This is a genomic window from Aeromonas sp. FDAARGOS 1411, from assembly GCF_019047125.1.
Taxonomy (GTDB): Bacteria; Pseudomonadota; Gammaproteobacteria; order Enterobacterales; family Aeromonadaceae; genus Aeromonas; species Aeromonas veronii.
This window is the reverse complement of sequence record NZ_CP077214.1, coordinates 1,768,580-1,791,024: the sequence shown is the minus strand read 5'-3', so window position 1 is coordinate 1,791,024 and position 22,445 is coordinate 1,768,580. Positions and strand designations below refer to the sequence as shown.

The 22,445-nt window shown below is 59.3% G+C and carries 20 protein-coding genes; 14 read left to right on the top strand and 6 right to left on the bottom strand.

All coding sequences use genetic code 11. The features are described from left to right. The first annotated feature begins 108 nt into the window (after positions 1-108). From miaE to I6L41_RS07835, 7 genes are all read left to right on the top strand, one after another. The gene (miaE, locus tag I6L41_RS07865; RefSeq protein WP_005346385.1) at positions 109-867 is read left to right on the top strand and encodes a tRNA-(ms[2]io[6]A)-hydroxylase; all 759 of its coding nucleotides are present in this window, start codon (positions 109-111) and stop codon (positions 865-867) included. A gap of 303 nt (positions 868-1,170) precedes the next feature. Then, a complete protein-coding gene (gene adk / locus I6L41_RS07860) occupies positions 1,171-1,815 on the top strand; it encodes an adenylate kinase (RefSeq protein WP_005337083.1) in 645 nt (214 codons plus the stop codon). 98 nt (positions 1,816-1,913) lie between these two features. Beyond that, positions 1,914-2,888, top strand: coding sequence for a ferrochelatase (hemH, locus tag I6L41_RS07855; RefSeq protein WP_216963177.1), 975 nt, complete (start codon positions 1,914-1,916; stop codon positions 2,886-2,888). A 34-nt stretch (positions 2,889-2,922) separates the two neighbouring features. After that, positions 2,923-3,315: an MAPEG family protein gene (locus tag I6L41_RS07850; RefSeq protein WP_005346381.1), complete on the top strand. Its 393-nt coding sequence runs from the start codon at positions 2,923-2,925 to the stop codon at positions 3,313-3,315. A gap of 186 nt (positions 3,316-3,501) precedes the next feature. Then, entirely contained in the window at positions 3,502-4,806 is a 1,305-nt protein-coding gene (locus I6L41_RS07845; RefSeq protein ID WP_005337079.1) for an inosine/guanosine kinase, read from the top strand. Between the two features lie 180 nt (positions 4,807-4,986). After that, the gene (locus I6L41_RS07840) at positions 4,987-5,349 is read left to right on the top strand and encodes a DUF2750 domain-containing protein (RefSeq protein ID WP_005337077.1); all 363 of its coding nucleotides are present in this window, start codon (positions 4,987-4,989) and stop codon (positions 5,347-5,349) included. Between the two features lie 175 nt (positions 5,350-5,524). Beyond that, the gene (locus I6L41_RS07835; RefSeq protein WP_069553886.1) at positions 5,525-6,019 is read left to right on the top strand and encodes a hypothetical protein; all 495 of its coding nucleotides are present in this window, start codon (positions 5,525-5,527) and stop codon (positions 6,017-6,019) included. Here I6L41_RS07835 and I6L41_RS07830 read toward each other — a convergent pair. Further along, the gene (locus I6L41_RS07830) at positions 5,982-7,622 is read right to left on the bottom strand and encodes an EAL domain-containing protein (protein ID WP_204483313.1); all 1,641 of its coding nucleotides are present in this window, start codon (positions 7,620-7,622) and stop codon (positions 5,982-5,984) included. The genes I6L41_RS07835 and I6L41_RS07830 overlap by 38 nt on opposite strands. A 189-nt stretch (positions 7,623-7,811) precedes the next feature. Here I6L41_RS07830 and glgC point away from each other — a divergent pair, with 189 nt between their 5' ends. Beyond that, the gene (glgC, locus tag I6L41_RS07825) at positions 7,812-9,086 is read left to right on the top strand and encodes a glucose-1-phosphate adenylyltransferase (RefSeq protein ID WP_005337070.1); all 1,275 of its coding nucleotides are present in this window, start codon (positions 7,812-7,814) and stop codon (positions 9,084-9,086) included. Between the two features lie 84 nt (positions 9,087-9,170). Here glgC and I6L41_RS07820 read toward each other — a convergent pair whose 3' ends face one another. After that, positions 9,171-11,168 carry a hypothetical protein gene (locus tag I6L41_RS07820; protein WP_216963175.1) on the bottom strand — a complete coding sequence of 666 codons (1,998 nt, stop codon included), beginning with the start codon at positions 11,166-11,168 and terminating at the stop codon, positions 9,171-9,173. Positions 11,169-11,363: 195 nt separating this feature from the next. Beyond that, positions 11,364-11,915, bottom strand: coding sequence for a lipoprotein (locus I6L41_RS07815; protein ID WP_005337065.1), 552 nt, complete (start codon positions 11,913-11,915; stop codon positions 11,364-11,366). Between the two features lie 227 nt (positions 11,916-12,142). Here I6L41_RS07815 and I6L41_RS07810 point away from each other — a divergent pair, with 227 nt between their 5' ends. Beyond that, positions 12,143-12,913 carry a hypothetical protein gene (locus I6L41_RS07810; protein ID WP_216963170.1) on the top strand — a complete coding sequence of 257 codons (771 nt, stop codon included), beginning with the start codon at positions 12,143-12,145 and terminating at the stop codon, positions 12,911-12,913. Positions 12,914-12,925: 12 nt separating this feature from the next. Here the strand turns inward: I6L41_RS07810 and I6L41_RS07805 are convergent, their stop codons facing one another. The 3 genes from I6L41_RS07805 to I6L41_RS07795 form a co-directional block, all read right to left on the bottom strand. Continuing rightward, the gene (locus I6L41_RS07805; protein ID WP_042023947.1) at positions 12,926-13,387 is read right to left on the bottom strand and encodes a DUF2919 domain-containing protein; all 462 of its coding nucleotides are present in this window, start codon (positions 13,385-13,387) and stop codon (positions 12,926-12,928) included. Positions 13,388-13,535: 148 nt separating this feature from the next. Further along, positions 13,536-14,483 (bottom strand): magnesium/cobalt transporter CorA, encoded by a 948-nt coding sequence (corA, locus tag I6L41_RS07800; protein WP_005337059.1) that lies wholly within the window; start codon positions 14,481-14,483, stop codon positions 13,536-13,538. A gap of 293 nt (positions 14,484-14,776) precedes the next feature. Then, entirely contained in the window at positions 14,777-16,420 is a 1,644-nt protein-coding gene (locus I6L41_RS07795) for an electron transfer flavoprotein-ubiquinone oxidoreductase (protein ID WP_216963167.1), read from the bottom strand. 169 nt (positions 16,421-16,589) lie between these two features. Between I6L41_RS07795 and I6L41_RS07790 the strand changes: the two genes are divergently transcribed. The 5 genes from I6L41_RS07790 to aroG all read left to right on the top strand — a co-directional run bounded on the left by I6L41_RS07790 (position 16,590) and on the right by aroG (position 22,378). Then, the gene (locus I6L41_RS07790; RefSeq protein ID WP_216963164.1) at positions 16,590-17,342 is read left to right on the top strand and encodes an electron transfer flavoprotein subunit beta/FixA family protein; all 753 of its coding nucleotides are present in this window, start codon (positions 16,590-16,592) and stop codon (positions 17,340-17,342) included. Then, the gene (locus I6L41_RS07785) at positions 17,339-18,277 is read left to right on the top strand and encodes an electron transfer flavoprotein subunit alpha/FixB family protein (protein WP_216963162.1); all 939 of its coding nucleotides are present in this window, start codon (positions 17,339-17,341) and stop codon (positions 18,275-18,277) included. Before I6L41_RS07790 ends, I6L41_RS07785 begins: the two co-directional genes overlap by 4 nt. 225 nt (positions 18,278-18,502) lie before the next feature. Continuing rightward, positions 18,503-19,591, top strand: coding sequence for a 3-phosphoserine/phosphohydroxythreonine transaminase (gene serC, locus I6L41_RS07780; RefSeq protein WP_120414429.1), 1,089 nt, complete (start codon positions 18,503-18,505; stop codon positions 19,589-19,591). A gap of 227 nt (positions 19,592-19,818) precedes the next feature. Next, positions 19,819-21,102 (top strand): 3-phosphoshikimate 1-carboxyvinyltransferase, encoded by a 1,284-nt coding sequence (gene aroA / locus I6L41_RS07775; RefSeq protein WP_005351267.1) that lies wholly within the window; start codon positions 19,819-19,821, stop codon positions 21,100-21,102. Between the two features lie 220 nt (positions 21,103-21,322). Further along, on the top strand, positions 21,323-22,378 hold the full coding sequence (aroG, locus tag I6L41_RS07770) for a 3-deoxy-7-phosphoheptulonate synthase AroG (RefSeq protein WP_042080388.1): 1,056 nt from the start codon (positions 21,323-21,325) through the stop codon (positions 22,376-22,378). Positions 22,379-22,445 lie beyond the last annotated feature (67 nt).

The following is a 22,445-nucleotide window of genomic DNA, read 5'->3' as shown; positions in this document are numbered from 1 at the left end:
TTTGAAAAACATCCGTTTATCTTGCCGGATATGGGCATGGCCAGCGGGATCCGCTAGCATAGGCGGCAACATATATGATCGATACGCTTTTAAGAAACGAGAGTTCAGATGGATGATCTGCTAGCCCCAGTGCGCCAGTTTTTGCAGTGCGAGACCCCGGATGAGTGGGTAGAGATGGCGCGGGATCCGGCCCGTTTACCGACCCTGCTCATCGATCACGCCAACTGCGAGACCAAGGCCGCACTCACTGCCCACAGTCTGGTGCGCCGCTACTGCCTGCCCAAGGGCAAGCGCCATCTGCTGCCCAAGCTGGAGTTTTATCGCGAGCTGGATGCCATTCCGGAGAAGGCCGAGATCCTGGGCAAACGCAGCATGGGGGAGTCTGATCGCACCGTCTTTGCCGAGCTGGAACGCAATCCGCTGCTGTTTCCCATGGTGCGGCTCATTCAGGAGGAGCTGCATCACTTCGAGCAGGTGCTGGAGATCATGCAGGCCCGCGGCATCGAATACGGGCCAGTGACGGCCTCCCGCTATGCCCGTCAGTTGATGCAGCATGTGCGCACCCATGAGCCGGCCACCATAGTCGACAAGATGATCATCGGCGCCTATATCGAGGCCCGCTCCTGCGAGCGCTTTGCCAAGCTGGCGCCCCATCTGGACGAAGAGCTGAGTCGCTTCTATGTCTCTTTGCTGCGCTCTGAGGCGCGCCACTATCAGGATTACCTGAGCCTGGCTGAACAGTATGCAGGGGAGGATATCAGCGAGCGGGTGGCCTTCTTTGGCAAGCTCGAAGCCGAGCTAATCTGCTCACCGGATCCGCAGTTCCGGTTCCATAGCGGCCTGCCTGTCACATCTGACAGTTGTTGACGCACAGGGGGCAAACTACTATTGCCCTGTTCCTACTACGAGCGACAAGTAGTTACTTTTGAGCGCAATTCCCGGCCCTGAGCCGGGATCTTTTTTTCTGTCGTACCTCCTTCCTGCTTTTGGCGCTCTATGCTGAATCCCTGGCTATTTTTGCGTCTTCCCCTTGCGATGAAATCCTGTTCGATCAGCCGGTTATTGTGGTGATAAAGTGCTCATTCAGGTGGCTCACCCTTGTAGAAACGGGCGAAACCGTGTACTTTTTTGCCTTCGCAAGATTTGAATAACCAATCAATAGGAGCGTGTATGCGCATTGTTCTGTTGGGGGCTCCGGGCGCCGGCAAAGGTACCCAGGCTCAGTTCATCATGGAAAAACACGGTATTCCCCAGATCTCCACCGGCGATATGCTGCGTGCGGCGATCAAGGCGGGCACCGAGCTCGGTCTGAAAGCCAAAGCTGTGATGGACGCAGGTCAGCTGGTCTCTGACGACATCATCATCGGTCTGGTCAAAGAGCGCATCGCTCAGCCGGACTGCGCCAAAGGCTTCCTGTTGGACGGTTTCCCGCGCACCATTCCCCAGGCGCAAGCCATGAAGGACGCCGGTGTCGTGGTTGATTTCGTGCTGGAGTTCGATGTGCCGGACGAGGAGATCGTCAAGCGTATGAGCGGCCGTCGCGTTCACTCCGGCTCCGGCCGTACCTACCACGTGGTGTTCAACCCGCCGAAAGTGGAAGGCAAGGATGACGTGACCGGTGAAGATCTGGTGATCCGCGCCGACGACGAAGAGACCACAGTACGCAAGCGTCTGGATGTATATCATCAGCAGACCGCGCCGCTGATCGGTTTCTACGGCAAAGAGGCGGAAGCGGGCCACACCCGTTACGTCAAGATCGACGGCACCCAGCCGGTTGATCTGGTCAGCAAGCAGCTTGCCACCATTCTGGGCTGATCTTTGCTGTCGGCACTGTTTCCCGTGCCATCAGATAAATAAAGAGAAGGGCCCTGTCGGGCCCTTTTTGCATAATGACAGATAGACAGGAAGCCAACGTGACCACGAAAACCGGAATATTGCTGGTCAATCTGGGTACCCCAGCCGCACCGACCACCGCTGCCGTCAAAGCGTTCCTCAGCCAGTTCCTGCACGATCCCCGTGTGGTGGACCTGCCCCGTTACCTCTGGTGCCCGCTGCTCCACTTCATCATCTTGCCGACGCGCTCGCCCAAAGTGGCCAAGCTCTATCAGCAGGTGTGGACCGAGCAGGGCTCGCCGCTGATGGTGATAAGCAAGCAGCAGCGCGCCGCACTGGAGCAGGAGCTCAAGCGGGAGGGGGTCGAGGTGCCGGTAGAGCTGGCGATGACCTATGGTTCCCCGTCAGTGAATGATGGCTGGCAGGCGCTCAAGGCCAAAGGGGTCAACCGGGTGATCCTGTTGCCGCTCTATCCGCAATATTCGGTCAGTACCACCGCCTCGGTCTTCGATGCCTGGAGCAAGGCGATGAAGAGAGAACGCAATCTGCCGGTGGTACGGCTCATTCGTGATTATCACGCCCATCCCGAATATATACAGGCGCTGGCCATGAGCGTGCGCCGTCACTGGGAGCTGCACGGTCAGGGTGATCACCTGCTGATGTCGTTCCACGGTATTCCCGAGCGCTACGAGAACGAAGGGGACCCCTATGGTCATCAGTGTCGCCACACCGCCACTCTGCTGGCTGAGGCGCTCGGGCTGGAAGCCGGGCAGTGGACGGCAAGCTTCCAGTCCCGCTTTGGCAAGGAGGAGTGGCTCAAGCCCTACACCGACGTGACCATCGCCGGTATGCCAGCTGCGGGTATCAAGCGGCTCGATGTGATTTGCCCCGCCTTTGCCGCCGACTGCCTCGAAACCCTCGAGGAAATTCAGGTACAGAATCGGGAGATCTTCATGGAGGCCGGTGGCGAGCGGTTTGAATATATTCCGGCCCTCAACAGCGATCAGGCCCACATCAGGATGATGGTCTCGCTCATCTGCCGCGAATTGGCATGAGTGACCGGCAGTCAGTAAAACAAGGAGTCGAGTCATGGTACATATCACGCTTATATACGCAGGCCTGCTGGGGCTGCTGTTTTTGGGGCTATCTTTCTGGGTGGTCAGACGTCGTGCCCAGTTCGGGGTGATGATAGGGCAGGGGGAGGCCCCCGAGCTGCTGGCGGCGATCCGGGCCCACGGCAATTTTGCCGAGTATGTGCCGTTGACCCTGCTGTTGATGGCGCTGTGCGAGCTCTCCGGTGCCGGTGCGCTCTGGCTGCATGCCGGTGGCGCCATGCTGCTGGTCGGCCGCATCCTGCATGCCATCGGCATCCAGATCCCCAAAGCCCCCAATGTGCCCCGTTTTCTGGGCACCTTGCTGTTCTGGCTCGCCCTCGGCCTCTTTTCGGTACTGGCCCTGTTGCAGGGCATGGCGGCCGCCTGAAAACTGGCGCTTTTTTATGCTATGGAACCACCCCGGGCAGGGTGGTTTTTTTATGGTGAAAAGGCAAACGTTTTTCCTTGCAAGCCTTGTCTATACTGACTCCATTATTTAAACAGGGCGACTTTTCGGGGCGGCGGATTGTGTTAAAATCCCGCCCCTCTTTCCCCCAGAGCACAGAACATTGCCATGAAATTTCCCGGTCAGCGCAAGTCCAAACACTACTTCCCTGTCGACAGACGCGATCCCCTGGTTCCGCAAAATCCCCTGTTAACCGAGCTGGGCAAAGCCTACGTCGTCGGGATTGATCAGACCCTGGTTGATATCGAAGCCCATGTGGATGAAGACTTTCTGACCCGTTATGGTCTGAGCAAGGGGCACTCCGTCGTCATCAACGACGACGTGGCAGAGCGCATTTATGACGAGCTCAAGGCCAACAACATGGTAGTGAGCGAGTTTGCCGGTGGCACCATTGGCAACACGGTACACAACTACTCGGTACTGGCCGACTCCCACTCCATCCTGCTGGGTGTGATGAGTCAGGATATTCGCATCGGCTGCTACGCCTACCGTTATCTGTGCAACACCTCTTCCCGTGTCAATCTGGACTATCTGCAGCCGGTGGATGGCCCCATCGGCCGTTGCTTCACCTTCATCACCGAGTGCGGCGAGCGCAGCTTCGGCATCAACGCCGGCAAGATGAACCAGCTGGATGTGCAGCACATTCCGGAGGATGTGATCAAAGGGGCGTCTGCCCTGGTGATCACCGCCTATCTGGTGCGTGGTGACGATGGTGATCCGATGAAAGAGGCGGCCATGACCGCGGTGCGTTATGCCCGCGAGGCCGGTATTCCCGTGGTGCTGACCCTGGGCACCCGTTTCGTCATCGACGAAAACCCCCAGTGGTGGCGCGACTTCATTGCCGAGAACGTGACCGTGCTGGCCATGAACGAAGACGAAGGTGAAGCCCTGACCGGTATCGCTGATCCGCTGGGTGCGGCCGACAAGGCGCTCGACTGGGCCGACATGGTGCTCTGTACTGCTGGCCCCATTGGTCTCTACATGGCGAGCTACACCGACGAGGACTACAAGCGCGAGACCACTCATACCCTGTTGCCGGGCGTTATCCCCGAGTTCAACATGTATGAGTTCAGCCGCCCGATGGCCCGTGCCAAGTGCCGCAAACCGGCCCGTATCTACTCCCACATCTCCCCGTATATGGGTGGCCCGGAGAAGATCAAGAACACCAACGGGGCAGGGGATGGCGCCCTTTCCGCCGTGCTGCACGACATGGTGGCCAACTCTTATCACCGGATGAATGTGCCCAACTCCGCCAAGCACATCTCCGAGTTCCTGACTTACTCCTCACTGGCCCAGGTGTGCAAATATGCCAACCGCGTCAGCTACGAGGTGTTGGCCCAGAGCAGCCCACGTCTCTCCCGCGGTTTGCCGGAGAAAGAGGACAGCCTGGAAGAGGTTTACTGGGAGCGTTGATCTCCTGAATCTGCAAGACGCCTCCATCGGGAGGCATTTTTGCAGGCAAATATGGGTTATCCCGGCTTTTTTCCCAGAATAACCCCAATATGCTTGAGTCCATGTCACTTTTACGACACCATTTGGCCATCGTATTGTCGCCCGACAATGCCGCAGCACCCGAAAGAAAGAGAGAATCCCATGAGCATGCTTAACGACAACCTTGACGCCAATTTCCAACTGTTTATCGAACAAGTCCGCGAGTCGGGTCAGGTGTGGGGTCTGCGCTATGGGGAAGACTGGGTCGTCTGCCGCTCCGCCGAATTTGAAGATGCCGACGTGATGCCGCTCTGGTCTGCCGAAGAGGACGCCCGTCTGCACTGCGTCGACGAGTGGGCCGATTACGAGCCGGAAGTGATCGATCTGGAAGAGTTTCTCGATATCTGGATCAACGATCTGGATGAAGACGATGTACTGGTCGGCCCGAACTGGAACGCCGATCTGGAAGGTCAGGAGCTCGAACCCATCGAGCTGGCCAAGGCACTGGTTGAACTGGACGCCTGAAAGCGCCTCCATTGATGGCCTGAACGTACAGGCCATCAGGACAAAGACCGGCACCCGTGAGGGTGCCGGTCTTTTTTATGGTCGAATGGCCCGATTGATGAGTTAAAGGCCGATTTGCCTTTGCACCTGTCAGGGGGATGGTCCATCATCAATCTTTTGCCAAGGGAGGAGCGCCATGTTTGTATTCGACGTAACGGGAGCTGCGGGTGAGAAGGCCAGCATTCGGGTGCAGGCGCTGGATTGGGCACAAGCCGGACCAGTGACCTTCCAGTGCGATGATGATCAGCTGGCGGTCGTGCTTCTGAGCGGTTGTCGTTGCGACGCGGTGGGCTTTTTCAATCTGTTGGCGGGATGCAAACCGCTCTATATCGAGCAGTGGCTCAGCTACCTGCAAGAGAGTGGTCGCATTGGCAAGTGGAGTCACCAGACCGAGAGTCCCGCCGATGGGGACTATCTGGCCAGAGCCGGTCTGGAGCACGATGAACTCAATAGCCTGCTTGGCCAGGTCTATCAGGTGGCGGGGTTCAATCGCCTGCAAATCAACCGTTACCTCAAGAACCGCCACAACCCCACCACGCTGGCGACCCGTTACGATCAGAAAGAGCTGGAGCGCTATCGCCAGCTCAATGACATCATTCTGACCCTTTTGAAGCTGAAGCATCCTCAGTAAAGAGCCCCAGCTGGCTGATATCCGGTCGCAGCGGTTGCGGCCGGGCGATCAGATAACCCTGCAACCCATCCACGTACATCCCCTGCAGCAGTTGTTTCTGGCCAAGCTGTTCCACCCCCTCTGCAATCACCTGACACCCCATCCGATGTGATACATCGACGATCATCCGCACGAACTGCTGGTTGGTCTGATCCTGCTCCAGCCCGGTGATCAGGGCAGGATCGAGCTTGATGTAGTCGGGCTTGAGCTCGCGAAACAGGGTAAAGGAACCGATCCCCTTGCCGAAATTGGCGATCGCCGAGCGACTGCCGTTGCGGCGCAGCAGTTCAAACACCCGCTTGGCGCCTGTCAGGTTGCGCTCCAGATGCTCTTCATCCAGTTCGAACACCAGATTGGCGCTGGTATTGGGATCTTTGAGCAGCTGGCGGTCAAGCCAGATCAGGAAGGCGCTGTTTTGCAGCAGGTTGGGGGAGAGGTTGATCCCCCAGCGACTCTGGTTGGCACCAAAGGCCCGGTACTGACGCATGATGTGGGTAATGACCAGCTGCTCCAGCCGCATCACCATATCCAGCCGCTGGGCCATGGCAAACAGGGTGTCGGTGGGCAGGGCAGTGCCATCATTGCCGCTGAAGCGGGTGTAGATCTCGTTGTAAGCCAGCATGCTGCGGTGCAGGGGCTGGATCGGCTGGTAGGTAAAGCTGAGCCGCTCCTGCGCCAGCACTTCTGTCAGCACATCGCGCCAGTGGTGTTGCCCCTGCAGATCGGAGGCGCTGTCATCCTGCTGGATGGCCCAGCCGTTGATGGTTTCGGTCTGAGCGCGAGCCAGCGCCAGATCAGCTCTGGCCAGCACAGCTTCGATTTTCTGGCCGCTGCTGAGCTTGGTCAGCCCCGAGTAACCGGTGCTCTCCAGCTCGTGCTGATCCTGATAGTGATCGAAGGCCACCTTTAAATCCTGCCCCAGCAGATGGGGGGGAATATTGGCCACCGGTTGCACCAGCACGGCGAAATCAGCCCCCGAAATGCGGTAGACCTGATTTCCCGGGAAGCGGCTTACCACCCGCTTGATAAGGGCGGCCATGTCCTTGATGTAGGCATCGCCAGACTGGAAGCCGCGCTGGGCGTTGATCTTGCCAAGCTCGGTGGCACGGATCAGCACCAGGGTCGCGGTCTGGGTGTCCTGATCCCGCTGCAGCAACTCGGTCATGTCGCGGCGAAACGCGTGGCGGTTGAGTAGCTGGGTCAGCTCGTCGGTGGTGGCCAGGTTGCTGAGCTCGGTCAGCTGGCGATGAGCGCTCTGCTCGGCGCTTTCGAACTGTTCCAGCAGCTGTTGCAGCACCTCCCGGGAGGCGGGTTCATCGAGTTGTGAGGGATCCCGCCCCCTGATCGCCTTGACCCAGGTGAGCTCCTGATGCTGGAGCATGCCATCCATGGTGCGGATGGCCAGCATCAACAGCAGGATCATGCCAAGCAGTGTGGTGGCCAGAATAATGGTCAAAGTGAGCGGTGTGCTCTGAAGGGCCAACCAAACTGCTTGCAGGAGCAGCAGGGGTATGGTCACTATGGTGGCGATCAGAAAGAGGGTACGTCCGAGCTTGTGAACCATCTTGTCATCCTTGAAGTGGCTGCTTTGTGGGGGAATTTTAACCAAGCTGGCGGAGCAAAGCATGCTATTCCTCGCAACTCGGTGAAAAGGGTCAATTGAGATCGGTTAAATGTGAGTGAAACCACTTTCACAGGTGCCGAAACAGGCGAAGATGAGTTGAAAATAGATCAAACAAGGCAGAGGTAAATCATGTTGTTAGAGCCCGAAAATAGTGCCAAAGCACGACAATTATTGAACCAGAGTATGGCACTGGTGCTGGCGGGTGGACGTGGTAGTCGCCTGAAGCAGTTGACTGACAACCGCGCCAAGCCTGCCGTCCATTTCGGTGGCAAATTCCGGATCATTGATTTTGTGCTCTCCAACTGTATCAACTCGGGGATCCGCCGCGTTGGTGTAGTCACCCAATACAAATCTCACAGTCTGCTGCGTCACTTGCAATCGGGCTGGTCCTTCCTGCGTTACCAGATGAACGAATTCATCGACCTGCTCCCTGCCCAGCAACGGGTGGACGAGGTGCACTGGTATCGCGGCACCGCCGATGCCATCTACCAGAACGTCGATATCATCCGCGACTACGGCCCCAAATACCTGGTGGTGCTGGCGGGGGATCATATCTACAAGATGGATTACGCTGCCATGCTGCTCGACCATGTGCGCCTTGGCGCCAAGGTGACTGTGGCTTGTATCGAGGTGCCGCGGGCCGAGGCATCCGCCTTCGGGATCATGGATATCGACGAGCAGCGCAAGATCCGCGCCTTCGTCGAAAAACCGGCCAATCCGCCCGCCATGCCAGGTTGCGAAGATCGCTCGCTGGCCTCCATGGGGATCTATATCTTCGAGGCGGAGTACCTCTACCAACTGCTGGAGGAGGACATTCACAATCAGGACTCCAAACACGACTTCGGGATGGACGTGATCCCCCGCATCGTGGAGGAGGGGATGGCATTTGCTCACCCCTTCAACATGTCCTGTGTCGGGGCGCGCGAGGGGCAAAAGCCCTATTGGCGTGACGTGGGTACGCTGGACTCCTTCTGGGAAGCGAACATGGATCTCGCCTCCGTGCTGCCCGAGCTCGACATCTACGATCAGAACTGGCCCATCTGGACCAGCCAGACCCTGACGCCACCGGCCAAGTTTGTGCAGGACCGCAATGGCCAGCACGGCATGACCATCAACTCCATGTTCTCGGGCGGTACCATCGTCAGCGGGTCGTTTGTGCTCAACTCGGTGCTCTTTACCAATGTGCGGGTGCACTCCTTCTGCACCCTGGATCAGGCCATTATTTTCCCCGGGGTCGAGATCGGCGCCGGTTGCCGTCTGCGCCGGGTGGTGGTGGACAAGGGATGTGTGCTGCCCGATGGGCTGGTGGTGGGCGAGAATGCCGATGAGGATAGCCGCCGCTTCTACCGCTCCGAGCAGGGGATTGTGCTGGTGACCAAGGAGATGCTGGACAAGCTGGTTTGAGGAAAGTCCTTGAAACTGTGTCAGACGCTGTAATGCAAAGGGAGCCAAGTTGGCTCCCTTTTTCATGCTGGTGAATGGCGAGGATTATTCGCTAACCACCGCTTTGGCGGCCATCACCATGGCGGTGCCGTGCTTGCCACCGGCGGCGGTCACTTGCGGTACGCCATCTTCATCGGTGTCGCTGCCGGCACCTTCGATGATGTTCTCGCCGGAGTCACCAATCCACTCGGCCATCTGCATGCCACCGTTGACGGTGCCACGGAACCAGCTGACGTACTGACCGGTCAGCTTTGCCAGCTCCAGCTCGGGCGCCTTCTCGGCCCCTTCGTTGCGCAGGTTCAGCATGGCAGAGCGCAGGGCGCCGGAGATGGCAGCCTGGGTCCAGGGAGTGTATTCACCCTGTTTACCCGCCAGCCAGGTGCCCGCCTTGTCATTGAAGTAGGCCTTGTCGGCAGCGATAAACAGCTCGCGGGCGGCAGTGCGGTACTTGGCATCGGAGGTGGCGAGGAACGCAGCCGTCAGACCACGGATGGCGGCGAACTGCGCATCGATGGAGTGGCCGGCATCGAGTTTGCCACCCAGGGTGATGCCATCATGCACCAGACCATTTTTGCCCTTGAGGTTGGCAAGGATGAAATCGGCCTGCTTGCGGATAAGCTCAAGCGCTTGCTGACCCTGCTTGGTCTTGAGGTTCAGCTCGCCATTGTCACCGGCGGCGTAACCGACCGGCAGCGCGTCCTGAGCGCGCTGGAATATCTGCAGGGCGACCAGTGCGTAAGCGGCGTCAAAGGTGGTGACGTGCTTGCCCTGTTTGCCTGCCTGCCAGCTGTCGACCAGGGTGCCAGCCTTGGTATCAAAGTGCAGGGCTGCCAGGTTCTTGAAGGTGAGGTTGGAGAGATTTATCGCCAGCGAGAAGGCATCGCTGCCCGCGACCGCTTTGCCCAGGTCATTGGTCTTGTTGGCAGCCGGTGCGGCGGCAAACGGCGCACCGTCAAACACGGCGTGGAAGGCCGGGTTCTGGTTGGTGTTGGCGCTGCGCTGATCGCTGAAGGCATAGAACTCGGAGAGCGGCCACAGCATCATCCAGGCATCGCGCAACTGGGCGGAGCCATCCATCACTTCCAGCTTGCCGATGGCACCGGCATCGTTGCTGCTGGTTTCGGTCACTTTCACCTGATGGGGGAAGTAAATCACGCCCTTGGCCGGATCGTACTGCGGGGTAATCTTGGCACCCAGTTGCTTGCCATCGAAGCCAAGCTGGTTCTGCATGATGGCCAGCTTGTCGATGGATTGCTCGGTCAGCATCATGCCGTTGAAGCCATCGGCGGCAGAGACGCCCAGCTTGTGCTTGCCATCCTGATCCATGGTGGCGGAGGCGGCTTCTACCTCTTCATCGGTTTCGGCTACGTGCATGCCGCCGAGGAAGTCCTGGGACCACATCACCTCTTTGAGCAGGATGCCGCCCACCGCTGCGGGCACCAGCAGGTTGTCGCTGCCGCTCCAGCGCAGGGTGCTGTAGTCACGGAAGTAGGCGGGTACCTGGGTCTTGACGGTTTTCTCGGTCCCTTTGGCGGTCTTGATGGTGATCTGGTCGCCATTGACCGGGGTGGCGTTGACGGCCTGGGCAAACTCCGGATTGGCGGAAGCGTAGGGCAGGGAGAGGGGATACATGCCCTGCGGCACTTCATCAGCCGGGAAGCCAACGGCGTCGGCCATGTCCAGCACCCGTTGCCCCAGAGAGGCCATGGTGCCACCACGGGCCAGGTTTTGCGGCCCGTTCACCAGATGCGGGCCCATGCCGGATTGGTAGTTGAGGGCGTACATGGCCTCTTCGGAGTATTCGTAGGATTCGATGCCGGCGGCGAAGTCGAACGGGGTCGGCTCATCGGCACGGTTGGCATCCAGCACATCCAGATCCAGCCCCAGCGCTTCGGCCAGCGGCTCACCGGAGAGCTCGAATTCGGTATAGGCCAGCATGTTGGCGGCGGTATTGAATGTCTTGTCTTCGACCTTGACGGCAGCGTGTGCGGCGCCGCTGATCAGTGCGCAGGCGATCGCCTGAACCAGTACGGTTTTTCTCATGTCCCTTCTCACCATTGGTTTTATTATTGACGCTTCTCATGACGAATCTAAATGAGAATGGTCTGCATTATGCTGTGTTGGCGGGGACTTGAGAAGTAAAAAACCGCCCCATTCGGCTGCACGTTGAACCGGATGTGCGCTGTCGAAGAGGACGGTTATCTGTTTATTGCGCTGAAAGTGCCGGTGCAACGGCGATCAGAGCAGCTTGAACGGGATGACCAGACGGCCCGGCTCTACCTTGAGGGCTTCGACCTTCTCCTTGATCCTGGCTTCGTTCTTGCGGCTGCTGTCGAGGCGATAGACCGGGGTCTGTGACAGGAACAGGGAGAGCGACTGATTGAAGGTGGGCAGCAGCGGGGTGAGGGCGGCCCCGATATCGGCCGGCTCGGTCTTGACCGAGACAAGCTCAAGGTCGCGCAGATAGATGGCGCCTTGATCGGCCACATAGTCCGGACGGGCGCTCAAAGCAAAGCGGATCTTCATCTGCTGGCTGCCAAGGGGGCTGCTCACCTGCAGGTCGCCAGCGGCATCCAGCTCGATGCGATCTGCTTGTTTGCGGCCGATACGGCTCTGCATCTCATCCAGACGGATCTTGCTCGACATGATGCCGGGGATCCCCAGCTGTTTTTCAAAAGAGACCTGATCTTTGAGGTACTGGTTGATTTCGGCCTCGCTGACGTTGTACTGGGTCAAGGAGCAGGCTCCCAGCAGCAGGGCGAGGGGGAGTAACAACAACTGTTTCAACATGATGGATTCCGCTTGGGCAACTATGATGGCGCTATCTTACGCGATAACGGGCGTGGAATGAGAGCCTCATACCGTGGGAAATCACGGAGTTGCTGCATTCCCGATTGTTTTTTGGCAACCGCCGGGTTCATCATCGACGAGTGAGCGGAATAGGGCTGAGCTGTTTGCTGCGGGCATGGGTCTACGCCTTAAGCAGAGAGAAGAGCACAGAGAACGAGGAGAGCGTAATGGTTCGGATGGGCAAGGTTGGCCGCAGGGCGCTGCTGTGGCTTGGCTGCATGATGGGACTCTGGAGCCCATCGCTGTGGGCCGAGGTGAAAGTGATCTCGGTCTTCGAGGCGCAGGCGGCGGTGCAGACCCTCAAGGAGATCTATCCCCAGCTTGGGGTCAGCGCCATGGGTAATCAGCTGGTGCTGAGCGGTACGCCAGCCCAGCTGCAGGAGGCCGAAGCCACGCTGGCACAGATCAACCAGCCACCGCAAAGCCTGCTTATCGAGTGGCGGGTCGATGGTGCCGCCAGCGGTCAGCAACTGGGGGGCTCAATCAGTCGCGACGAGGCCAAGCGGCAGTGGCTGGTCGATGGCAACGCCCAGCAGTACCAGCGCAGCCAAAACGACAGCTGGCAGGTGCGCGGGCTGTCTGGCCGTCCCGTGCTGCTGCAGATGGGCTCCTATCAACCGGTCACCTTCTATCAGTGGAATGGGGGAGCCGTGGTGGGGATGATGCCGCTGGTGAACGGCCTCTATGCCACGGCCACCTTGATTGGCGATCGGGTGCAGATTGCGCTGAGCAGCGAACAGGCGAGGCTGGATCAGGGCACCATCAATCGTGGGCAGAGTGCCACCGAGGTGAGCGGGGCCCCGGGCCAGTGGCTGACGGTGGGGGAGCTCTCGACCAGCTCGGCAGATCAGGGAAGCAGCCTCGGCACCCAGCTACAGGGCGGGCGAGGCAGCCAGAGCGAGCGCCAGACCCTGCAGATCCGGGTCACTCGTCAATAGGTGTCAGCCCCGTCAGTGGGGCTGATCTGCGGCATATTCCCGTAGCTGGCGACTGCGCAGCAGATACCAGAGCGCCCAGAGGCTGGCGACCAGCACCAGTGCGGTGGGCCAGCTGAATGACCACTTCTGCAGATTGAGGCTGTGCAACTGCATCAGCAGGCCGCTGACGGCAGAGCAGAGTAGCAGCAGCGGGCTGTGGCGCCGGAGTCTGGCGCGAATGCTCTGGGTCTGCTGATAGGTGCCGCCGCAGGCGAGCAACGCCAGCATGGCGGGCACGTCGGTCAGCAGGCTGATGTAGAGGGTGATCTTGTCCGGATAGAAGAGGGTCAGGATCTCGCTGCCGCTCTCGCGGGTGACCCCTGCCATCAAAAAGAGCCAGACCGAGCGGGTCAGCAACAGGGCGATGGGCCAGAACCAGAGGGGCGGGCGCAACTGGCCGTGGTCGTCATATCGGTGTTCGGGGTAGAGGGTCATGGTTGCCCGTTATCCACTTGAATTGAGTGATGAAGGGGATATGGGGCGACGAAGCGTCCTTTGCAAGGCGTTGGGCGGGGCGCAAATTAATCGGGGGGCCATGCCCCCCAATCCGTTTCTTCAGATATCGCAGTGCGCGTCGGCGGCGTTACAGCCAGCCTTTGCGCTTGAAGAAGAGGCCGGTGCCGAGCGATGACATCACCATCAGTACCAGTGACATGGGATAACCATACTCCCAGGCGAGCTCCGGCATGCGGCCGAAGTTCATGCCGTAGATACTGGCGATCAGGGTCGGCGGCAGGAAGATCACGGCGGCTACCGAGAAGATCTTGATCACCTTGTTCTGCTCCAGATTGGTCACCCCCATGGAGGCCTCCAGCTGGAAGTTGATCTTGTCGAACAGGAACTGGGTGTGGGGCAACAGGGATTCCACGTCGTGCAGCATCTCGTCGATCCACTTGTTCTGTTCAAGGCTCATGCGCTGGCGCAGGCTGCGTTTGAGGAAACGCAGGGCGCGGCGGGTATCGTGCAGAGAGAGACGGATCTGGCCGTTGGCCTCTTCCTGTGCCATCAACTCTTTCAACATGGGGTTGATCTGATCCGGCTCGAAGATCTGATCGGCGGTGTTTTCCAAGGTCTTGTAACCATCTTCGATAAGGTCGGAGAGGTACTCCACCTTGAGGTTCTGCACCTCCAGCAGGATGTCGAGGGCATCCTCCACCTCCAGCCGATCCTGGCGCATATAGTGGCGCAGCAGGCGCACCAGCCCGATGTCATCTTCGCGAATGCTGATCAGCAGGTTGTTGCGCAGGGTAAAGGAGACGTGGACACCCTTGGTGTCACGACCGATCCGCTGGGGAAACAGGGAGTGAATGTGTAGACCATCGGTATCCCAGTAAAAACGGGCGGATGCTTCGATGTCGTCGAGCTCTTCCTTGTCGGGGACCTCTTCCAGGAACAGGCCCGTCAACCATTCTCGCTCTGCCGTGTCCGGCTTGTAGGCATCAAGCCAGACCGTGTTGTCAGGTACTATGTCGTCAGGCCCGAGCGTGACTATGTCCAGCACCTTGTTATTGAGAATGTAGGCGGTGATCATCTGTCCCCCCTTAAAAAGTCATGGGTAATCAGGGATGGTTGCACAGGTCATGCGGCCTTAGATCGCTGCAGAAGGCGATCCCGTGGATAAGCAGATCGGGCCGATGGAAAACCTGAATGCGGCGAACTATACAGGGGCGGGCCGCGCTTGTCAGGGGCTATTCATCAGGGATTCAGCTTGTTTGTTCAAAAAAACAGCGAGGTCGGATCACCTGAGCGGCTATGCGGGGTAGAACCCAGCCTTTGGCTGGAGGAGGGCTAGCTGGGGCTGCTTGTTGCCGCTGCCCCGCTTCATCACATATTGGGATAATTGGGCCCGGAGCCTCCCTGTGGCGGTGTCCAGACGATATTTTGACTGGGATCTTTAATGTCACAGGTCTTGCAGTGGATGCAGTTGGCGGAGTTGATCTGCAGTTTGGCCGCGCCTTCCATTTCCAGTACCTCAAACACCCCGGCCGGACAGTAGCGTTGGGCGGGTTCGGCCCAGGTGGGCAGATTGACCTCGACCGGAATGCGCTCGTCCTGCAGCTTGAGGTGGCAAGGCTGATCCTCGTCGTGACTGGTGTTGGCCAGATACACAGACGAGAGCTTGTCAAAGCTCAGCTTGCCATCGGGTTTGGGATAATGGATGGGCTCGCAGCGGCTGGCAACGCGCAGCTGACGGTAATCGTGAGCCTTATCGAGCAGCTTGAAGGGCGAGTTTGCGCCAAACAGCCGTTGCTCCAGCCAGTTGAAGGCACCGCCTAACCAGGGACCATAGCGGTGAAGCGCCGCGCCGAAGTTGCGCGCCGCCTTGAGTTCGCGGGCCAGCCAGCTCTGGTGCAGCTCGTCACCATACTGGGCCAGATCCCGGCCCCCTTCATCGCCCCCCCGCAGGGCCATCGCGACGGTTTTTGCCGCCAGCATGCCGGACTTCATGGCGGTGTGGATCCCCTTGATGCGGGAAAAGTCGAGAGTGCCCGCATTACAACCGATCAGCAGGCCGCCCGGGAAGTGCATGCGGGGCAGGGCGTGCCAGCCCCCCTTGGTGATGGCGCGGGCGCCATAGCTGATGCGCTCACCTCCTTGCAACACGCCAGCGATAAGCGGGTGATGTTTGAGGCGCTGGAATTCGTCGAACGGGCTGAGCCAGGGATTCTGGTAGTTGAGATCGACAATCAGCCCGACTGCCACCTGATCCTCCTCCATGTGATAGAGGTAGAAACCGCCGTGACTATTGCCGCCCCCTTGCTTGCCGAGGGGCCAGCCACTGCCGTGCAGCACCTGTCCCGCTTTGCCTTGACCTACTGGCAGTTGCCACAGCTCCTTGAAGCCGATGGCATAGTGCTGGGGCTGGGCAGGGCTTGCCAGGTTGAAGTCGGCGATCAGCTGTTTGCCGAGATGGCCGCGGGCCCCTTCGGCAAAGAGGGTGTAGCGGCCGAGCAGCGCCATGCCGGGCACATGATCAGCTTTTGGATTGCCCGCCCGATCCAGCCCCAGATCGCCGGTGATGACCCCCTTGACCCGGCCCGCTTCCATGATAAGTTCGCTGGCGGTAAATCCTGGGTATATTTCGACTCCCAGTTTTTCCGCCTGTTGGCCAAGCCAGCGGCAGAGATTGCCGAGGCTGACGATGTGACAGCCCTCATTGTGCATCCGGGGTGGCACCGCCCAGGCGGGGAGTTGCAGGGAACGTTGCTCGCTTTGCAGCAGATGAACCTGATCGTCGCTGACCGGCACGCCGAGCGGCGCTTGCTGCCAGCAATCCGGCAGCAGCTCTTGCAAGGCGACGGGATCAAACAGGGCGCCGGAGAGCAGATGGGCGCCAATTTCGGCCCCCTTCTCCAGCAGACTGACAGAGAGAGTGGCATCCTGCTGTTTCAGGGCGATGGCTGCACTGAGCCCCGCCGGACCGCCGCCGACGATGACGACATCAAATTCCATTGCTTCCCGTTCCATCTTGCCTCTGCGCTCTGGTTGGCCTAGGGTAATGCTGGTAGTTTACGTAAACGTAAAGCAGTTGTAAGCAAAACTGAGCAAGAAAAAGCAAAAAATCAGGGAAGGGCGTACTGCAACAAACGCAGAGGCACACTAATGAATTCAATCCAAAGAGACGAGGCATGACCCCATGAAGCTGCTGGTCGCGATCAAACGGGTAGTCGACTACAACGTCAAGATCCGGGTGAAGGGAGACGGCTCCGACGTGGAGCTCGCCAATGTGAAGATGGGGATCAACCCCTTTTGTGAAATTGCGGTGGAGGAGGGGGTCAGGCTGCGGGAAGCCGGGGTTGCCAGCGAACTGGTGGTGGTGACCTTTGGCCCTGACGCTGCCGCCGAGCAACTGCGCCATGGGCTGGCGCTGGGGGCGGATCGGGCGCTGCATTATGTCACTGATGAGACGCTCACCCCGCTGACTGTCGCCCGCGCCTTGCACAAGGTGTGTGAGCAGGAGCTGCCGGATCTGGTGCTGCTCGGCAAGCAGTCCATCGATTCAGACAACAATCAGGTGGCCCAGATGCTGGCTGCCCTCAATGATTGGCCGCTGGCGACCTGCGCGTCCTCCCTCAAGGTGGAAGCGGGAGAACTGCTGGTGACTCGCGAAATCGACGGTGGCCTAGAGACCCTGGGCATGCCGTTGCCTGCGGTGGTAAGCGCCGATCTGCGTTTGAATGAACCGCGCTTTGCCTCGCTGCCCAACATCATGAAGGCCAAGCGCAAGCCGCTTGATAGCGCCCCGTTCTCGACACTCGCCGTTGAGGTGGCCAATCAGACCCGCTTGCTCGGGGTGATGGCGCCGCCAGCCCGCAGCGCCGGGATCAAGGTGGGCTCGGTGGACGAGCTGGTGGACAAACTCAAACACGAAGCGAAGGTGCTGCCATGAGCGTGCTGATCATTGCCGAACATCATCAGGGTCATCTGGCCGACAACGTGGCACAACTGGTCACCGCCGCCGGAGCCATCGGCGGAGCCATCGGCGGTCAGGTCGACCTGCTGTTGCTCGGGCAGGGGCTGACCGAGGCGGGTGAACAGGCGGCAGCCCTCAGCGGCGTCGACAAGGTGTTGCTTGCCGAACATCCCCTGCTGGCCGACGGGCTGCTGGATGGGGTGGACAAGCTGCTGGCCAGCTGGTGCAAAGGTTACAGCCACTGTCTGATGGCGGCGAGTACCATGGGCAAGGCGTTGCTGCCACAGGTCGCGGCTCGGCTCGGGGTGGAGATGCTCTCCGAGGTGACGGCTATCGAGAGCAGCGACATCTTCCTGCGCCCCATCTATGCGGGCAATGCCATTGCCAGAGTGGCAAGCTCGGCACCCGTCAAGGTGATGACGGTGCGGGCCACCGCGTTTGCCAAGGCGGCGACGGGCGGACAGGCTCTTATCGAGCACTTGGCCGTGCCCGAATTCGCTGGCCGTACCCGGCTGGTCGAGCGCCGCGCGGTGCGCTCCAGCAGGCCCGAATTGACAGCCGCTCGGGTGGTGGTCTCCGGTGGTCGGGCGCTGGGCTCCAAGGCGCAATTTGCTCTGATTGAGGCGCTGGCCGACAAGCTGGGCGGCGCGGTGGGGGCATCGCGGGCCGCCGTTGATGCGGGATATGTCGCCAACGATCTGCAGGTGGGGCAGACCGGCAAGGTGGTGGCGCCCGAGCTCTATATCGCGGTCGGTATTTCGGGCGCCATCCAGCATCTGGCGGGGATGAAGGAGTCGAAAGTGATCGTGGCCATCAACAAGGACAGCGACGCCCCCATCTTTCAGGTGGCGGACTACGGGCTGGTGGGGGATCTCTTCACCCTGCTGCCTGAGCTCACCGCCAAACTGTAAATTTGTCAGAAATGGCTGAGCTGTGGTCGTTTATGCGCTCTGCCCGCCATTTCTGTGCATGTTCCCTGCAAGCCCTGACCCGTTCAGGGCTTTTTCTACTGCAAGGGGGATGCAGAGTGATGGTAAAAGGTTGAGCCAGCTCCCAAAAAGCCTTTGATCCTGTGGCGGCTCTTGTGTAAAACCTGACAAGTCATCGATTACTCTCATCCACTCACGGAAAGCGTCATGAGCAAACAGATTTACAACTTCTGCGCCGGCCCCGCCATGCTGCCGGTTGAAGTCATGGAGCGCGCCCAGCGCGAATTTTGTAATTTTCAGGGGCTGGGAGCCTCGGTCATGGAGCTTTCCCATCGCGGCAAGCCCTACATGGCGGTTGCCGAGAAGGCCGAAGCGGATCTGCGCGAGCTGCTGGCGGTGCCGGACAACTACAAGGTGCTCTTCATGCACGGTGGCGGCCGCGGTCAGTTCTCCGCCGTGCCCATGAACCTGCTGGGCGGGGCCAACAAGAAAGCGGACTTTCTGCTGACCGGTGTCTGGTCCCAGAGCGCGGTGGATGAAGCCAAAAAGTATGGCGATATCCAGACCTTCCAGGGTGTTGCCAAGAACGAGCAGGGGATCTCCCACCTGCTGCCGACCCCGGCGTTTCGCGCCGATGCGGCCTATGTTCACTACTGTCCGAACGAAACCATTGACGGCATCGAGATGTTCGACATCCCGGCCACTGGCGAGGTGCCGCTGGTAGCAGATCTCTCCTCCACCATTCTCTCCCGTCCTCTCGACGTGAGCCGCTTTGGCATCATCTATGCCGGTGCCCAGAAGAATATCGGGCCGTCCGGGCTTGCCATCGCCATCGTGCGAGATGACCTGCTGGATCAGGCCAGAGCCGATGTCCCCTCGATTTTTGACTACAAGCTCACTGCAAAGAACGACTCCATGTTCAACACGCCGCCCACCTACGCCTGGTATCTGGCCGGTTTGGTGTTCGAGTGGCTGAAAGAACAGGGTGGCCTCGAGGCGATGGAAGCGCGCAACAAGGAGAAGGCCGACTTCCTGTATGACTATCTCGATCAGTCGAGCTTCTATGGCAATCAGGTGGATGTCAGCTGCCGTTCGCGGATGAACATCCCGTTCCAGCTGAAAAATGCCGAGCTGGACAAGCAGTTCCTGGCCGAATCGGAAGCGGCTGGTCTGCTGGCCCTCAAAGGACACCGCATCGTCGGTGGCATGCGCGCCAGCATCTACAACGCTATGCCGCTGGAGGGAGTGAAGGCCCTGGTGAGCTTTATGGATGGTTTTGCCAAGCGCAACGGCTGAGAACAGAGCCCCTATGTGTTTGCTGGTGGCCTCTCGTGACAACCAGTGAGCCGCTTCCAGCTATTGCAGTGATTCAAGACGCCGGGGATACCCCGGCGTCTTTTTTTCAACAGAACCAGCGCGCTGGCGTTTGCCGTGCGATTTCCCCTGAAAGTGCCCTTGCCGAGCGGGACGCAGGCTGTTAACGTCCGGACAGGCGTTTATTTTTGAGATAGCACAGGAAGTCTATGAATTCGTTGCGTTTGGAACCCATTTCTCGTGTGGCCGGTGAGGTCAATCTGCCCGGCTCCAAGAGTGTCTCTAACCGTGCGCTGCTGTTGGCGGCGCTGGCTCGTGGCACCACCCGTCTGACCAACCTGCTCGACAGCGATGACATTCGTCATATGCTGGCTGCGCTGACCCAGCTCGGGGTCAAGTACAAGCTCTCCGCCGACAAGACCGAGTGTACCGTGCAGGGTCTGGGTCGCAGCTTTGCGGTGAAAGAGCCGGTCAATCTGTTCCTCGGCAACGCCGGTACTGCGATGCGACCGCTGTGCGCCGCCCTGTGCTTGGGCTCCGGTGAATATACCCTGGGCGGCGAGCCGCGCATGGAAGAGCGTCCCATCGGCCATCTGGTGGATGCCCTGCGTGAAGCGGGTGCCCATATCCAGTACCTGAAACACGATGGTTATCCGCCGCTGGTGGTGGATGCCAAGGGGCTGTGGGGCGGCGATGTGCACGTCGACGGCTCCGTCTCCAGCCAGTTCCTGACCGCGTTTTTGATGGCGGCGCCAATGGCGGCCGGTGATACCCGGATCCACATCAAGGGGGAGCTGGTTTCCAAGCCCTACATCGACATCACCCTGCACATCATGAAGCAGTTCGGGGTGGTCATCGAGCACGACAACTACAAGCTGTTCTACATCAAGGGCAACCAGACCTATATCAGTCCGGGTGACTTTCTGGTGGAAGGGGATGCCTCCAGCGCCTCCTACTTCCTCGCGGCGGGCGCCATCAAGGGCAAGGTGCGGGTCACCGGTATCGGCAAGCACAGCATTCAGGGTGATATCCACTTCGCCGACGTGCTGGAGAAGATGGGCGCGCGCATCACCTGGGGTGATGATTTCATCGAGGCGGAGCAGGCGCCGCTGCACGGAGTGGATATGGACATGAACCATATTCCCGATGCGGCCATGACCATCGCCGTTGCCGCGCTGTTTGCCGAGGGGCCGACCTCCATTCGCAATATCTACAACTGGCGGGTGAAGGAGACCGATCGTCTGCACGCCATGGCGACCGAGCTGCGCAAGCTGGGCGTCGAAGTGGAGGAGGGGCATGACTTCATCACCGTGACCCCGCCGACCCAGCTCAAGCATGCCGAGATCGATACCTACAACGATCACCGTATCGCCATGTGCTTCTCGCTGGTGGCGCTGTCGGATACACCGGTCACCATCAATGATCCCAAGTGCACCTCGAAGACCTTCCCGGATTACTTCGACAAGCTGGCCAGTATCAGTCAGCGTGGCTGATCACTGACAAACCCGTCATCACCGACGCTTCGGGCCCGCGCTGAGCGGGCCTTTTTGCCTTCCTTATCCGCACTTCTATTTCGCTTAGCATCATTTCAATAACTTGCAAGATTGCCATATAAAATAGTTTTGTGATTGCTGTAATTTCCTATTTACACATGCGCTGTCGCGGGCTATGTTGAGATTTCCTAATCGCAGTCATCTAGCAGGAAGCCTTGTCATGCAGCATCAAACCGACGACGTTCGTATCAGTGAAATCAAAGAGTTATTACCCCCGGTTGCGGTGCTTGAGAAGTTTCCGGCTACCGAAGTTGCCTCGTCCACCGTTTTTGAATCCCGTCAGGCCATTCACAATATCCTGGCCGGCGAAGATGATCGTCTGCTGGTGGTGATTGGTCCTTGCTCCATCCATGATCCGGTCGCCGCGCTGGAGTACGGCAAGCGCCTCAAGGCGTTGCGTGACGAGCTGAAAGATCAGCTGGAGATCGTGATGCGGGTCTACTTCGAAAAACCGCGCACCACAGTGGGCTGGAAGGGGCTGATCAACGATCCGTACCTCGACAATAGCTGCAAGATCAACGACGGTCTGCGCATTGGTCGCAAGCTGTTGCTGGATCTCAACGACATGGGGCTGCCAACTGCCTCCGAGTTCCTCGACATGATCACCCCGCAATATGTGGCGGATCTGATGAGCTGGGGCGCGATCGGTGCCCGTACCACTGAATCCCAGGTACACCGCGAGCTGGCCTCCGGTCTCTCCTGTCCGGTGGGCTTCAAGAACGGCACTGACGGTACCATCAAGGTGGCCATCGATGCCATTGGCGCGGCCAGTGCGCCGCACCACTTCCTGTCGGTCACCAAATACGGTCACTCCGCCATCGTGGCGACCCGCGGCAACCCGGACTGTCACATCATTCTGCGTGGTGGTCGTGAGCCGAACTACAGCGCGGCCCATGTCAGCGAAGTTGTGAAGGGGCTGGAGAAGGCCGGTCTGCCGCAGAAGGTGATGATCGACTTTAGTCATGCCAACAGCAGCAAGCAGTTCAAGAACCAGATGGTGGTGGCCGAGGATGTGGCCGGTCAGCTGCGTGCCGGCAGCAAGGCGGTGTTTGGTGTGATGGTGGAGAGCCATCTGGTAGAAGGCCGTCAGGATCTGGTGGAAGGGTGTGAACTCACTGTTGGCCAGAGCATCACCGATGCCTGCATCGGTTGGGCTGATACCGAAGTGCTGCTGCGCAACCTGGCTGATGCCGTCGCAACCCGTAACGCCCGTTAAAGCTATCCTGGCGGCGCTGGAACAGCAACGCTGCCGTTCGGCCAAATCGAATCCATAAAGCAAAAGC

Bases quoted from the DNA above. Each gene is read 5' to 3' on its own strand.
- adk (WP_005337083.1), top strand. From the start codon at position 1,171: ATGCGCATTGTTCTGTTGGGGGCTCCGGGCGCCGGCAAAGGTACCCAG.
- I6L41_RS07820 (WP_216963175.1), bottom strand. From the start codon at position 11,168: ATGAGAAAAACCGTACTGGTTCAGGCGATCGCCTGCGCACTGATCAGC.
- I6L41_RS07815 (WP_005337065.1), bottom strand. From the start codon at position 11,915: ATGTTGAAACAGTTGTTGTTACTCCCCCTCGCCCTGCTGCTGGGAGCC.
- I6L41_RS07790 (WP_216963164.1), top strand. From the start codon at position 16,590: ATGAAGCTGCTGGTCGCGATCAAACGGGTAGTCGACTACAACGTCAAG.
- I6L41_RS07795 (WP_216963167.1), bottom strand. From the start codon at position 16,420: ATGGAACGGGAAGCAATGGAATTTGATGTCGTCATCGTCGGCGGCGGT.
- glgC (WP_005337070.1), top strand. From the start codon at position 7,812: ATGTTGTTAGAGCCCGAAAATAGTGCCAAAGCACGACAATTATTGAAC.
- I6L41_RS07805 (WP_042023947.1), bottom strand. From the start codon at position 13,387: ATGACCCTCTACCCCGAACACCGATATGACGACCACGGCCAGTTGCGC.
- I6L41_RS07850 (WP_005346381.1), top strand. From the start codon at position 2,923: ATGGTACATATCACGCTTATATACGCAGGCCTGCTGGGGCTGCTGTTT.
- aroA (WP_005351267.1), top strand. From the start codon at position 19,819: ATGAATTCGTTGCGTTTGGAACCCATTTCTCGTGTGGCCGGTGAGGTC.
- I6L41_RS07845 (WP_005337079.1), top strand. From the start codon at position 3,502: ATGAAATTTCCCGGTCAGCGCAAGTCCAAACACTACTTCCCTGTCGAC.
- I6L41_RS07835 (WP_069553886.1), top strand. From the start codon at position 5,525: ATGTTTGTATTCGACGTAACGGGAGCTGCGGGTGAGAAGGCCAGCATT.
- aroG (WP_042080388.1), top strand. From the start codon at position 21,323: ATGCAGCATCAAACCGACGACGTTCGTATCAGTGAAATCAAAGAGTTA.
- I6L41_RS07810 (WP_216963170.1), top strand. From the start codon at position 12,143: ATGGTTCGGATGGGCAAGGTTGGCCGCAGGGCGCTGCTGTGGCTTGGC.
- miaE (WP_005346385.1), top strand. From the start codon at position 109: ATGGATGATCTGCTAGCCCCAGTGCGCCAGTTTTTGCAGTGCGAGACC.
- I6L41_RS07840 (WP_005337077.1), top strand. From the start codon at position 4,987: ATGAGCATGCTTAACGACAACCTTGACGCCAATTTCCAACTGTTTATC.
- serC (WP_120414429.1), top strand. From the start codon at position 18,503: ATGAGCAAACAGATTTACAACTTCTGCGCCGGCCCCGCCATGCTGCCG.
- corA (WP_005337059.1), bottom strand. From the start codon at position 14,483: ATGATCACCGCCTACATTCTCAATAACAAGGTGCTGGACATAGTCACG.
- I6L41_RS07830 (WP_204483313.1), bottom strand. From the start codon at position 7,622: ATGGTTCACAAGCTCGGACGTACCCTCTTTCTGATCGCCACCATAGTG.
- I6L41_RS07785 (WP_216963162.1), top strand. From the start codon at position 17,339: ATGAGCGTGCTGATCATTGCCGAACATCATCAGGGTCATCTGGCCGAC.